Annotated in this window: 9 protein-coding genes; 6 read left to right on the top strand and 3 right to left on the bottom strand. The window is 61.8% G+C overall.

What is annotated here, in order from left to right; translation table 11 throughout:
- Positions 1–275 precede the first annotated feature (275 nt).
- Entirely contained in the window at positions 276–695 is a 420-nt protein-coding gene (locus P0N66_RS01935; protein ID WP_275802261.1) for a M41 family metallopeptidase, read from the top strand.
- Between the two features lie 6 nt (positions 696–701).
- Here P0N66_RS01935 and speA read toward each other — a convergent pair whose 3' ends face one another.
- A complete protein-coding gene (gene speA, locus P0N66_RS01930; RefSeq protein ID WP_275802260.1) occupies positions 702–2,633 on the bottom strand; it encodes a biosynthetic arginine decarboxylase in 1,932 nt (643 codons plus the stop codon).
- A gap of 221 nt (positions 2,634–2,854) precedes the next feature.
- Here speA and rhlB point away from each other — a divergent pair, with 221 nt between their 5' ends.
- On the top strand, positions 2,855–4,471 hold the full coding sequence (rhlB, locus tag P0N66_RS01925) for an ATP-dependent RNA helicase RhlB (protein WP_275802259.1): 1,617 nt from the start codon (positions 2,855–2,857) through the stop codon (positions 4,469–4,471).
- A gap of 117 nt (positions 4,472–4,588) precedes the next feature.
- Here the strand turns inward: rhlB and P0N66_RS01920 are convergent, their stop codons facing one another.
- Both P0N66_RS01920 and P0N66_RS01915 read right to left on the bottom strand, forming a co-directional pair.
- Positions 4,589–5,119, bottom strand: a complete 531-nt coding sequence (locus tag P0N66_RS01920) for a hydrogenase maturation protease (RefSeq protein ID WP_275802258.1) — start codon at positions 5,117–5,119, stop codon at positions 4,589–4,591.
- Positions 5,120–5,168: 49 nt separating this feature from the next.
- Positions 5,169–5,807: a phosphoesterase gene (locus P0N66_RS01915; RefSeq protein WP_275802257.1), complete on the bottom strand. Its 639-nt coding sequence runs from the start codon at positions 5,805–5,807 to the stop codon at positions 5,169–5,171.
- 296 nt (positions 5,808–6,103) lie between these two features.
- Here P0N66_RS01915 and P0N66_RS01910 point away from each other — a divergent pair, with 296 nt between their 5' ends.
- The 4 genes from P0N66_RS01910 to amrS all read left to right on the top strand — a co-directional run bounded on the left by P0N66_RS01910 (position 6,104) and on the right by amrS (position 13,605).
- Positions 6,104–7,336 carry an exonuclease SbcCD subunit D C-terminal domain-containing protein gene (locus P0N66_RS01910; protein WP_275802256.1) on the top strand — a complete coding sequence of 411 codons (1,233 nt, stop codon included), beginning with the start codon at positions 6,104–6,106 and terminating at the stop codon, positions 7,334–7,336.
- 727 nt (positions 7,337–8,063) lie between these two features.
- The gene (locus P0N66_RS01905; RefSeq protein WP_275802255.1) at positions 8,064–11,324 is read left to right on the top strand and encodes an AAA family ATPase; all 3,261 of its coding nucleotides are present in this window, start codon (positions 8,064–8,066) and stop codon (positions 11,322–11,324) included.
- A gap of 271 nt (positions 11,325–11,595) precedes the next feature.
- Entirely contained in the window at positions 11,596–12,471 is an 876-nt protein-coding gene (locus P0N66_RS01900; protein ID WP_275802254.1) for a deoxyribonuclease IV, read from the top strand.
- 120 nt (positions 12,472–12,591) lie between these two features.
- Positions 12,592–13,605 (top strand): AmmeMemoRadiSam system radical SAM enzyme, encoded by a 1,014-nt coding sequence (gene amrS, locus P0N66_RS01895; RefSeq protein WP_275802253.1) that lies wholly within the window; start codon positions 12,592–12,594, stop codon positions 13,603–13,605.
- The last annotated feature ends 51 nt before the right edge of the window (positions 13,606–13,656 follow it).

Genomic DNA, 13,656 nt, shown 5'->3' with positions numbered 1-13,656 from the left:
GTTTTCGCTTTACCGACCAACATTTTTAGCTGGTTTTTGCAAGGCCATCAAAGTGAATAATTTATTTTTTATATTCTTGTATTGTAAGCCGCCCACCGGGAAAAAATCAAGAAAACCATTATTTTCGCTTTCTCTTTCAACGCTTTTCCAGTATCTATTTCAAGAGTAGCGTAAACGATGCCCGCTCTCCTCAAGCTCTTGACGGATCAAGGGTAACCACGACCTCCGGGCGGGAGAACCGGGCAAAACGAACCCAGCACAAACAGGGAAAAACAATGGGCAGTCAGACCAGACCTTTCAACGATAAAACCGCCGGCGCCATCGATCGTAAGCGGGAGCGGGAACGGCAGCAGATGCTGCAGAATCTCTATCGCCATGCCCCGGAGCTGGCCACCAAACTGGTTCAGCGCCTGCTGGACAAACACATTATCGAGACCAACTCCGCCGAGGCCATCCGCGAGGTTTTTACCAATCTCTTTCAGCGGCTGCCGGATATGGAGGAGTTCGATATCCAGTACAAAACCGCCCCCCTGCGCGGGCTGGTTAACAACCCCAATTTCATCAGCCTCTACGTAACCCAGTACACCGCCGAGGACCTGCTGGAGCACGACAAGATCCAGGATGTCTACGGTGACGACCTGGAGATTTACCAGGCGGTGGATTCGGTACTGGGCTCTTTACGTCCGCCCTCTTAACCACTACTATTCCAGCCGCAAATAGGTATAGCCTTTGAGGCCACGGTTGTATTCGTTAAGCAGCCGCATGGCCTCGTTGGGGCGCAGGCGGTCTTCCCGGATGGCCCGGTCGAACTGGCGTTTCAGTTTACGCCCCAGGTCCTCTTCACTGTACTGCACCAGGGCCAGCACCTTCTCCATGGTGGTGCCGGGAATGGTCTCCTCAATGTAGTAACCGTTTTCCTCATCCTCATCGAGATAGACATGGGCCTCGTTGACCCGACCGAAAAGGTTGTGCAGATCCCCCATGATATCCTGATAGGCCCCGGTAAGAAAAATCCCCAGATAATATGGTTTGCCGTTCAACTCGTGCAGCGGCAGAGTGTCCACCCCCTCTTGGTAGAGGTTGATGAACTTGGACACCACCCCGTCGGAGTCACAGGTTATATCGGCCAGGGTGCCGCGCCGCTGGGGCTCTTCATCAAGTCGGTGCAGAGGCATGATGGGAAAAAGCTGGCCAAAGCCCCAGTGGTCCAACAAGGACTGAAAAACGCTGAAGTTACACAGATACTGATCACTGTACTTGCTTTCCAGCTCAACGATCTCGTCGGGTACATATTCGGCGCCGCGGAAAAATTTCAGCACCTCCACCCCCACCAGCCAAAAAATCCGTTCCACCTCGGCCTTGACCTCCAGGTCCAGCAGCCCCAGTTCAAACCGGGTCTGGGCCTCGCTCTTGTACTGCTGGGCGTCGTGGTAGGCCTCCAGGGGGTTCTTGTCACTGATATTCTGGTAGGCGTACCAGGCGTCGTCGATGAGTTTGTGCTCGATGGTGGGGGCCACCGGCTCTTCTTCCACCTGGGCTTTCTTGATATTGCCGAAGGTTTCCACCACCAGCAGGGAATGGTGGGCCACTAAAGCCCGACCCGATTCGCTGATCACCACCGGATGGGCCACCTCCTCGGCATCACAGACGTCCATGATGTTGTAGATCACGTCCCGGGCGTACTCGTTGAGCGAATAGTTGATGGAAGAGTGGAAAGTGGTGCGGCTGCCGTCATAATCCACCCCCAGGCCGCCGCCCACATCGAGATACTCCAGTTCCGGGTGGGCCAGTTTGCTGAGCTTGGCGAAAAACATCGCCCCTTCCCGCACCGCCTTTTTGATGGTCAGGATATCCGGCACCTGGGAACCGATATGAAAATGCACCAGCTTGAGGCAATGGGCCAGCCCGGCCTCCTGGAGCAGTCGCGAGGCCCGCATGATATCCATGGTGGAAAGACCGAACTTGGCGTTCTCGCCGCCGCTTTTTTCCCACTTGCCTTTGCCGCCGCTCATCAGCCGCACCCGTAAACCGATCAGCGGCTCGACCTTCATCTTCTTGACCATGGCTATGATCTGGCGAATCTCCTCCACCTTCTCCACCACCAGGATCACCTTCTTGCCCAGCTTACGGCCGATCAATGCCACCCGAACATAATCTTCGTCCTTGTAGCCGTTACAGACAATCAGGCTCTCGGGATCTTCATGCAGGGCCAGAGCGGCGTGCAACTCCGGCTTGGACCCCACCTCCAGGCCATGGTGAAAATCGCGCCCGGCATCCAGAATCTCTTCCACCACCTCCCGCAACTGGTTGACCTTGATCGGATAGACTCCCAGATATTGGTTATGGTACTCGGCCTCGGCAATGGCCTCGGAAAAGGCCCGGTTGATGCGGGCCACCCGGTTGCGCAGCAGATCGTGAAAACGGATCAGCATGGGGAAGTGCAGCCCTTGCTCCCGCGCCTCCCGGGCCACCTCGATGATGGGGATGCTGATCCCCTCGTCTTTCACGGGGGCAACGGTGACACGCCCCTGGTCATTAATATCAAAATAACGCAGCCCCCAGCGGTTAATCCCGTACAGCTCCCGGGCCCGCTCAATGTCCCACTGCTCTTCAGGTAATTTTTCGGTGCTCATCTTCTTAACTCCCGGGAAAAGTGCAAAACCACCACAATAACGAATTATCCCGAAAATTCAACATTTCAATAATCAACTCTTCTTTTTTTCCTTAAAATCGTCTAAAGTGGCGCCCGAGTTCCCTCGACCAAACAGCTTACCCGGCAGCGCTTGTTTTCAGGCTAAAAAATGCGCCACCGCTTAGAACGTCGGTAACAATCAAGTGAAACAAAGAGGTTATTTTGATCAACAAACTCTTCAACCGCATCCGTCGCCACCTGGGCGCCCAAAAAGCTGAACCGCTCCCCGGTGACAATTCGACCGCCAAACCTGACGCCGCGACCGACATCGAAGATCAAGCTCCGGGCAACAACGCTGCCACCGATGCCCTGCCGACAACCGGCGAATCCCCGCCCAAAAAACGCCGGCGGCGGCGTAAACGCAACCCAAGCCAGGCAACAGCAGCCGCCGATAGCCCCACGGCCCAGGCCCTCCAAGACACCGCCCCCTGGAGCCCGGAGAATTTTCAGGTTCCCCCCGCCGAGGGCAAGAGCCGCTTCCACGATCTCGACCTGCCCCCGGAACTGATGCGGGCCATCCACGCCCTGGGCTTCCAGTACTGCACCCCCATCCAGGCGGAGATCCTGCCCCCCACCCTGGCCGGCCACGACGCCTTCGGCAAGGCCCAGACCGGTACCGGCAAGAGCGCGGCCTTTCTGATCAGCATCATTACCCGCCTGCTGCGCCAGCCCGACACCGCGCCCCGCGAACTGGCCCGCCCCAAGGCCCTTATTTTAGCCCCCACCCGGGAGCTGGCCATCCAGATTCACCGGGACGCCGAGGACCTGACCCGCTTTTCCGAACTCAACTGCGTGGCGGTTTTCGGCGGCACCGATTACGATAAACAGCGCCGGATGTTCGAGCAGGCGCCGGTGGATCTGCTGATCGCCACCCCGGGGAGGTTGCTGGATTTCGCCCGACAAAAGGTGGTGCTGTTGGGCGAGGTGCAGGTGCTGGTCGTCGACGAGGCCGACCGCCTGCTGGACATGGGCTTTATCCCCGACGTACGGCGGATCATCCAGCAAACGCCGGAGAAAAGCCGCCGTCAGACCCTGTTTTTCTCCGCCACCCTGACCTCCCAGATCGCCAACCTTTCGGCCCAGTGGACCAAGGACCCGGTGACCGTGGAGATCGAGCCGGAACAGGTGGCCTCGGAAAGTGTCGAGCAGTTGGTGTACATGGTCACCGCCAAGGAAAAGATGACGGTCCTCTACAACCTGATCACCGGCAAGCAGTTGGAACGGGTGATTGTCTTCTGTAACCGCCGGGATGTCACCCGCCGGGTGCGGGAGCGGCTCTACCGCCACGATATATCCTGCGCCATGCTCTCCGGCGAGGTCAGCCAGCAGCAGCGGATGAAGACCCTCGACAACTTCAAGGAGGGCAAGATCCGGGTGCTGGTGGCCACCGACGTGGCCGGGCGGGGGCTGCATATCGAGGGCATCAGCCACGTGATCAACTACAACCTGCCGGAGGACGCCGAGGATTACGTGCACCGCATCGGCCGCACCGGCCGGGCCGGAGCCAGCGGTATTTCGGTGAGTTTCGCCGACGAAGAGGAATCTTTCTACCTGCCGGCCATCGAGGAATACATGGGGCGCAAGCTCTCCTGCGTCTACCCCGACGACGAGCTGCTCATCACCTTGCCGCCGCCGGTGCACAAGGCGCCGCCGGTGGACAAGAGTTTGAGCGGCGGCAAGGGCGGCGGCCGACCGAGCAGGTCCGGCGGCCGGGGCGGCCCCCCTCGCCGGGGCGGCGCGGGACGGCGCCCATCGAGCCCGCCCCGCCGCCGCTCGTAAACATCCAGCAGCACCGCAATCTGCGGAACTGCTGGATGTTTACGGCAAAAATGATCAAGTTGCGCCGCGATCAACTTGGTCAGCTTGCCGGACTGTCAATCTGTCCCTGATCGCGCTTCATACCCCCAGCTCCTTAAGCAGCGTCGCCACCAACCTGGGAACCGCCGCCGCCACCGGCAGGCTCAGGGTTTCGCTGAAACCTTCGGTGGCGGCCGCTTCCACCCCCCACACCCGCAAATATTCCGGCACCACCAGCCCCAGTTGCCCGGCCCGGGCCAGGGCCACGGCCGGTTCGCCGCCGTGGCCGCCGGTCGCCAAACCTTCGCGGGGAAAAGCCGCGGCCAGTTGTTCCGGGGTAAACACCTTGATGGTGCCGGAGGGCCAACGGCCGCTGCGCATGGCATCCACCAGCAGCACCCGCCGGTAAGCGGTAAAAACCTCCAGCAGCGGCACTCCGCCGATCAGCAGGGCCGGCGGAGTGGGAAGTTTGCCGCGCCTACCCGCGACCGCCAGCCGCTGCTCCAAGGCGGCGACCACCCGCGGCCCCACCCCGTCATCCCCCCGCAACGTGCTGCCCAGGCCCACCACCACCGTATCGGCCGACAGGCAACCGTCAGCGGCGACCGGCTTTGCTCCGTTACCTTTCACTGCGGCGGATCTCCTCGTAACCGTTCATCAAATCAAACAATCTGCTGTCTTAACGGAGCTGGCCGGCGGCAGCCAGGGCGATGGCATACAGGGCCCATTGCTCAAAACGGTCTTCCTGTTCCCGAATCTCGGCCAGCGACCACCAGCCCAAAGGATGAATATCCTCGCCATGGGTTCTGATACTCAAGGCGTCGCAGGCCGCCTCATCATCCAGCCGCCCCAGGTGCACGGCCCCCAAGTGCACCCGGCCCACCGGTGAGGCGTCGTCGTTGATCCAGCCGACAAAGCGGCTGGTTATCCCCTCGCTGTTGACCAGTTCCTCCCGCCGTTCCCGCAGCAGGGCCTGCTGGTAGGCCACCGCCGTCAAGCGGCCGTCGGATTCGGCATCTTCCCGGTTGATATGGCCGCCGATGCCCACCGACAGCCGCCCAGCCAGCCGCCCTTCCCCCACCCCGCCGCCGCGCCGGTAAACAAAAAAACGCTCCTTAAAGGCAAAAAGCTGGTAGGGAATCAGCTGCTTGAAGCTGGGGTCCTCCTCGCAGTTGCCACGGGCAATGAAGTGCTGGGAAAGTTCCAGCAGCAGCTCCGGCGCCGGGCCGATAAAACCGCCCTGGGGCAACCCGCCGCCGAAAAGCTGTTCCAGCTCCCGGCGCGGTAAACAAAAAACCTCTTCCGCCATTTTTGTCATTCCGGCACTCTCCCATGGGTTGTCTTTTCGGCCCCAACATAATCGCCGAAGGGCTGCCGGGTCAATGACGTAACGGTCCGGCAGCGCCCCCGAAAGAGGCTATCCGGTTACCATGGGCGGTGACCGTGACAGTTGCCTGGTTAACTTGATAACCTCGCAAAAACCCGCCAAGCTGGTTGGTCGACAACGTGAAAACAATCAGTTACCAAGTGTGCCCAGTAGGCGGTGCCGCTTTTAACGACGCCGACAACTTTACTCTCCCCGCCGGCTCCAGGCTGTGCTATTTTGGCCATACCATGAAAATTCTCCACACCTCAGACTGGCACTTGGGCCGCACCCTGTACGGCCGACGACGCTACCCCGAATTCACCGCCCTGCTGGACTGGCTGATCAGCGTCATCGAACACCAACAGGTGGACACCCTGCTGGTGGCCGGCGACATCTTCGACACCACCGCCCCCGGCAACCGCGCCCAGGAACTTTATTACCGCTTCCTCGGCCGGGTGGCCGCCGTCGGCTGCCGCCACGTGGTGATAATCGCCGGCAACCACGACTCCCCCACTTTTTTGAACGCTCCCCGGGAATTACTGCGGGCCATGGATGTCCACGTGGTGGGCGCGGCCACTGCCGACCCGGCCGACGTGGTGCTGCTGCTCACCGACCAGCACCAGCAACCGGAACTGCTGGTGGCCGCCGTGCCCTACCTGCGGGACCGTGATCTGCGCCTGGCCGAACCCGGCGAAAGCCTGGCGGACAAGGAACGCAAGCTGCTCGCCGGCCTGCGGGAACATTACGCCCGGGTTGCCGCCATCATCGAGGAAAGACGACAAACCATGGCCCGGCCGGTGCCCGCCGTGGCCATGGGCCACCTGTTCACCGCCGGCGGCCAAACTGTGGAGGGCGACGGGGTGCGGGAGCTCTATGTCGGCTCCCTGGCCCACGTGCCCGCCGGCCAGTTACCAGACAACTTCGACTACCTGGCCCTGGGCCACCTCCACGTCCCCCAGCGGGTTGGCGGGACGGAAAACCGCCGCTACAGCGGCTCGCCGCTGCCCCTGAGCTTTGGCGAGGCGGGCCAACAGAAAAGCATCTGCCTGGTGGAACTGCAGGCCGGACAACCGGCCGCCGTCACCACTCTGCCGGTGCCGGTTTTTCAACCCATGGAGAGAATCCGGGGCAACTGGGACGAGATAGACCGGCGGCTGGTGGACCTGGCCGCCGGGGACTGCCCCTGCTGGCTGGAGATCGTTTACGAAGGCGAGGAGGTAATCCCAGAGCTGCGGCAGCGCCTGGAGGAAAAAATCGCCGGCAGCGAAGTCGAGATCCTGCGGATCATCAACCAGCGGCTCAGCCGCCGCCTCCTGGAGCAGACCAAACCATCGGAAACCCTGGACGACCTGGACCCCTACCAGGTGTTCCAGCGCTGCCTGGAAGCCCACGCCATCCCCCCCGAGCAGCAGCCTCCCCTGCTCCAGGCCTACCGCGAAACGGTAACGGCGCTACTGGAAGAAGACCACCGGGCGGAATAAACACCGTTTAAATCGGCCGACAAATCGCTTCCGCCTTGAGACGGGCAGCCTGCCTGGTTTTCTCAAGCCCCCGGTCGATTACTGAATCACCCAACTTCGGGACGCGTTCGTCAATGTCTGCCAGGGCCTTTTCGATGGTCTGGTAAGAAATCTCGGACAGCTTGGCCGCCCCAAATCTTTTCCGCCTCCTTGAAGCCTCGCAGGATCCCTTCCCGACCGGCCTCCACCGTCATTGGCAATCACATCTATCACGAATTCATGGCCTGCCAGGGCATTTTTGGGTACTATCAGTCCGTTGAAAAAGCCATCCCTGGCTTTTTCAACTAACGGTTGGCCAAAGATGGCTTTGGCCAACCTCACGAATTCATTGCCACTTTCAGTGCCACTGAATTCGGCGGCCCATCCATGGGCCGCTACCAGCCCGTTTTTCAACGGGCTGCTATGGATGCGTAACCGTTCTCCAGGGGTACTAACCTGCTAATTTAACGGGCTGTAAACGTTCAGCAGTGCCCCAGATTCGGCCAAGCAAGCGCCGCGTACCCGTCGTAAGCTTGGCTGATCGCCCGCGCGGGATAAAGCTTGCCAACCCCGCATGTTTAGCGACGGTACTTGGCAGCAAAGAGTATCGGAGCTTGACCAGTCGGGCGCCAGCCGCCGACAAGGTGGGGTGCGGCTATTCGTTTACGTGAGCGCCGCACAAGCAAGATGAAAAAGCAGACGGCAAGACATGCAAATTCAGCAACTGCGGTTCAAAAACCTTAATTCGCTGGCGGGCCAATGGGAGATCGACCTGACCCATCCCGACTATGCCTCCAGTGGAATCTTTGCCATTACCGGGCCCACCGGGGCCGGCAAGAGCACCATTCTCGACGCGCTGTGCCTGGCTCTGTACGGCTGCACGCCGCGGCTGGGCAAGATTACCATGGCCAGCAACGAGATCATGAGCCGGCAGACCGGCGAGTGTTTTGCCGAAGCGAGCTTTACCACCGCCGCCGGCCGCTTTCGCTGCCACTGGAGTCAGCACCGGGCCCGACGCCGGCCCGACGGCAAGCTGCAGGCCCCCAAACATGAAATCGCCGACGCCGACAGTGGCCGAATCTTTGAAAGCAAGCAGCGGGGAGTGGCCGAGCAGATCGAAACCGTCACCGGCATGGATTTCGACCGCTTCACTCGCTCCATGCTGCTGGCCCAAGGCGGGTTTGCCGCCTTCCTGCAGGCGGACCCCGACGAACGGGCGCCGATTTTAGAGCAGATCACCGGCACCGGCATCTACAGCCTGATCTCGATCAAGGTCCATCAGCGCCGTGGCACCGAACACCGGCAACTGGAAGCCCTGGAGGCCCAACTGGCCGGCATCCGGCTGCTGGCCCCGGAAGAGGAAGAGCAGTTGCAGCAGGAACTGGCCGCCGGGCTTAAACGGGAAAAGGAGCTGACCGCCCAGCTCGGCGAGCTCAACCGGGCCGTGGGTTGGCTGGATAACCTGACCCGTCTGGAGCAGGAGTTGGCCCAAAACGCCCGCCGGCAGGAAGAGTTGCAGCAGCGCCGGCAGGCCTTCGCCCCCCAATTAACCAAACTGGAGCACGCCAACCGGGCCCTGGAACTGGCCGGCGCCCACGCCTCACTGGCCGCCATGCGCCAGGCCCGGCAAACCGACCAGGACAACCTGGCCGGCTGCCGCCAGGCCCTGCCCGCTCTGGAAGCCAACTGCCAACAGGCACAAAAGGCCTTGGAACAGGCGGAACAAAAGCGTCGGGAGCAGAAAAACCGCTGGCAAGAGGCCCAACCCCGGCTGCGTCAGGCGCGGGAGTTGGACCTGCAACTGCGGGAACAGGAAAAGCCCCGACAGGCCACGGCCACGAGCATCAAGCAGTTGCAAAGCCGGCTGGCCGAACTGGACGCCGCCCGACAAAAGACTGGCCAGGCGCGGCAAACAGCCGAAGACCAGCGGCAAAAACTCAACCAGGAACTGGCGGCCACGGCGGCGGACCAACAGCTGGTGGAACACCTGGCCGCCATCGAGGAACGGTTCAACGGTTTTGCCGAGCTTGGCGGCCAACTGCAGGAGCGGCAGCGTCAACTGGCCACGGCCCAAAAGCAGCGGCAGACGGCGGAGCAGACCTGGCAGCAACAGGAGCAGCAGGCAAAAAAAGCCCGCCAGGGCTTGGCGCAGGCCGCCGGGGAGTTGGAGCGCAAAGGGGAAAAACTGCAACAACTGCTGGCCGGCAAGGAACTGGCCGCCTGGCGCCAGGAGCTGTTGACCAGACGAGAAGCCGCCATCCGGCGGGAGAGATTCCTGGAAGCCACCCATTCCCTGGAGCAGACCCGGCAGCAATTGCGCCCCCAGCAGCCCTGCCCTCTCTGCGGCTCCCGCGACCACCCCTTCGCCGGTGGCGACATTCCGGACCCGGACCCGGAAGCCACCGCCGCCTGTGAGCAAGTGGCCAAACTGGTGGCCAGCGCCGAAAAACTGGAAAAGGAGCTGCAGCAAGAGCGCGAAGCCCAGGCCGCCCAGCGCGAGGAGCTGAACCGGCGGGAGCGGGACAGCCAAAGCGCCCAACACCAGCGGGACAACGCCGAACAAACGGTAAAACGTTTACAAGAGGAGCTAAGCGGCCTGGAAACCCGCCTGCAGCAGCAGCGCGACGAGCTGCTGGCCCGCATCGCACCCTACGGCATCAAGGAGCTGACCCCCGCCACCCGCGACCAGGCCCGGCAGCAGCTGACCCAGCGGCGGGACCGCTGGCAGGCCCGGCAACAGGAAAAAAACGAGCTTGAACAGCAACTGGCCAACCTGCAACTGCGCGGCGAACACCTGGAGGAACAGCATCGTCAGACCGCCACCGAACTGCAACAACAGCAGGCCAACCAGGAGCAACTGCAGCAGCAGCGGCAACAGTTGCTTAAAAAGCGGCAAGACCTGCTGGGCGACCAGGACCCGGAGCAAGAAGAACAGCGCCTGACCACCGCCCTGGAAGCGGCCGAAAAACTGGTGGAGCAAGCCCGCCAGGCCATGACCGAAGCTCAACAGGCCCGGGAAAAGCTGCATAACCGCCGCCAGGAACTGGAACAGGCCTTGGCCGGGCGGGCCCAACCCCTGGCCCAAGCCGAGGAAGAATTCAAAAAACGCCTGGCCGCCGCCGAATTTACCACCGAAAAGGAATATCTCGCCGCCTGCCTGCCGGAAGACCAGCGCCGCGGGCTGCAGCGCCAGGCCCAGCAACTGGCCGACCAGGAAGCGGCACTTACCGCCACCCGCCGGGACAAAACCCGCCAACTTCAGGAACTGCAGGAGCAGCAACTCACCACCACCGGCAAGGAGGAGTTGCAACAGCAACTGACCACTCGGGAAGAGCAGCGCCGAGCGGTGCAGGAGCAAATCGGGGCGGTCAAGCAAAAATTGGAAGACAACCGGCAACTGCGGCAACAGCAGGAAAACCAGGCCCGCTTACTGGACGCCCAGCGGCGGGAATGCGCCCGCTGGGACCTGCTCCATGAACTGATCGGCGCTAGCGACGGCAAGAAGTTCCGCAACTTTGCCCAGGGGCTGACCTTTGAAATGATGGTCAACCAGGCCAACCGCCAACTGCGGCGGATGACCGACCGCTACCTGCTGCTGCGCGATCCCCTCCGCCCCCTTGAACTCAACGTGGTGGACAACTACCAGGCCGGCGAGATCCGCACCACTAAGAACCTCTCCGGCGGTGAGGCCTTCCTGGTCAGCCTGGCCCTGGCCCTGGGACTGTCCCGCCTGGCCAGCCGCAACGTGCGGGTGGATTCCTTGTTTTTGGACGAAGGATTCGGTACCCTGGACGACGAGGCCCTGGACACCGCCCTGGAAACCCTGGCCGGGCTGCAGCAGGACGGCAAGCTGATCGGCATCATCTCGCATGTGCCGGCCCTGAAGGAACGGATCGCCACCCGCATCCGGGTAGTACCGCAAACCGGCGGCCGCAGTCACTTGAGCGGCCCGGGCATCACCCTTAAGTAAACGTCCAGCAGCACCGCATCTGCGGGCGATCAGCCAGACTTGCGTACAGAGGGTACGCGGCGCCTGGCTGCTTGCCCGCACCTGCGGCACTGCTGAACGTTTACGGGACAAACCCGGTAATTGGTTTCACATGAAAATTTAAAGCAAACGCGTAACTGTTCAGCAGTGCCCAGGTTGCGGCAAGCGGACCGGCGCCGCGTACATCAGGTACGCAAGCCGGGCCGATCGCCGCTTTCGGGGTTGCTGCTGGACAGTTACCAAGGAGAACAACATGCCCCTGTTGGGAGCGCACATGTCGGTGGCCGGCGGTTTGCACCATGCCTTTGAGCATATCCGCCAGGTGGGGGGCGAGGCCCTGCAGATCTTCACCCGCAACCAGCGCCAGTGGCGCGCCGCCCCGGTGAGCCCCGAAGAGGCGGAAACCTTCCTGCGGGCCTGGCGGGAAATCGGCCCCACCGCCGGCGGCGGCACAAAAATGCCGGTGGCCGCCCATGACTCTTACCTGATCAACCTGGCCGGCAACAAGCCGGAGACCGAACAGCGTTCCATCCAGGCCCTCACCGAGGAACTGGTCCGCTGCCAAACCCTGCAGATCCCATGGCTGATCATGCACCCCGGCTCCCACCTGGGCCAGGGCACCGAAGCGGGGCTGAAACGCTGCAGCCGAAATCTGGACACCGCTTTAGCGCAGGCCGGCGACGACAACCGGGTGACCATTCTACTTGAAAACACCGCCGGCCAGGGCACCAACCTGGGCCACCGCTTCGAGGAACTGGCGGTCATCATCGAAGCCTCCAAGCACCCGGAGCGCTTCGGCATCTGCTTCGACACCTGCCACGCCTTCGCCGCCGGCTACGACCTGCGCACCCCCGAGGCCTACGACCAGACCTTCAGCACCTTGGACCAAATCATCGGCTTTAAGCGCCTGCATTTCTTCCACCTGAATGACGCCACCAAACCTCTGGGCAGCCGGGTGGACCGCCACACCCATATCGGCCAGGGCGAGATCGGCCTGGAAGGCTTCCGCCTGCTGATGAACGACCCCCGCTTCAAAAACCACCCCATGGTGCTGGAAACCGACAAAGGCCCGGACCTGACCGAAGACATCGAAAACCTCAAAGTCCTGCGCGGGCTGATCAGCAAGTAAAGCAGGCCTACGCGCTGGGGGTCATCGTAGGACTCGGCAGGCAAGCGTTATTTGACAACCATCTCTGCCCTGTGCTGTAATAAAAGGCGTTCAGCAAAACAGATAACGGAGAGACACGCCATGCGGGAAGCGATGTTTTACCAGGTGGAAAAGGGCGCCACCGTGGTCTGCGGGTTGTGCAGCCACCACTGTCGGATTAAAGATGGTCGGCGGGGCTTGTGCGGGGTGCGGGAAAACCGGGCGGGCAAGCTCTACAGCCTGGTTTACGGGCGGCTGGTGGCGGAGAATTTCGACCCCATCGAAAAAAAGCCGCTCTTTCATTTTTTGCCGGGCAGCCGCTCCTACTCCATCTCCACCGTAGGCTGCAATTTCCGCTGCCAGCATTGCCAGAACTACCATATCTCCCAGTACCCCCACCTGCACCGGGGCGAAATCGCCGGACAGGAGCGGACGGCGGCCGAAGTGGTGGCGGCGGCGGCGGCCGGCGGTTGCCAAAGCATCAGCTACACCTACGTGGAGCCCACCATCTTCTATGAATTCGCCTACGATTGCGCCGTGCTGGCCCAAAAGCGGGGCATCAAAAACGTCTTTGTCAGCAACGGTTACATGACCAAAGAGGTCAGCCGGCAGCTGGCCGGGGTGCTGGATGGAATCAACATCGACCTGAAGGCCTACAGCGATCAGTTTTACCGCCAGGTCTGCCAGGCCCGACTGCAGCCGGTGCTGGACAACATCCGCCGGCTGCACCAGCTGGGGGTCTGGGTGGAGCTGACCACCCTGCTCATCCCCGGCCTTAACGACAGCGACCAAGAGCTGCAAAATATCGCCCGGTTCATCAAGGAGACCGACCCCGGCATCCCCTGGCACGTCACCGCCTTCTACCCCACCCACGAGATGCTGGACCGGCCGCCGACCCCCACCGCCAGCCTGGAGAGGGCCCGGGAAATCGGCCTTGCAACCGGATTGCGCTTTGTCTATGAAGGCAACATCCCCGGCAGCGGCGGCGAAAACACTTACTGCCCGGCCTGTGGAACGTTGCTGATCAAACGACACGGCTTCCGTATCGACGACAACCTCCTGGCCGCCGACACCTGCCCCGCCTGCGGCGAGAAAATCGAAGGGGTATGGAAATAATTGCACATCAAGAGGAGGATTCGGTTATCCAGGACAGGGAAGCTTCCTCTC

It is taken from the genome of Desulfurivibrio dismutans (genome assembly GCF_029210385.1).
In the GTDB taxonomy this organism is placed as follows: domain Bacteria; phylum Desulfobacterota; class Desulfobulbia; order Desulfobulbales; family Desulfurivibrionaceae; genus Desulfurivibrio; species Desulfurivibrio dismutans.
This window is presented reverse-complemented; position numbering and strand designations above follow the sequence as displayed.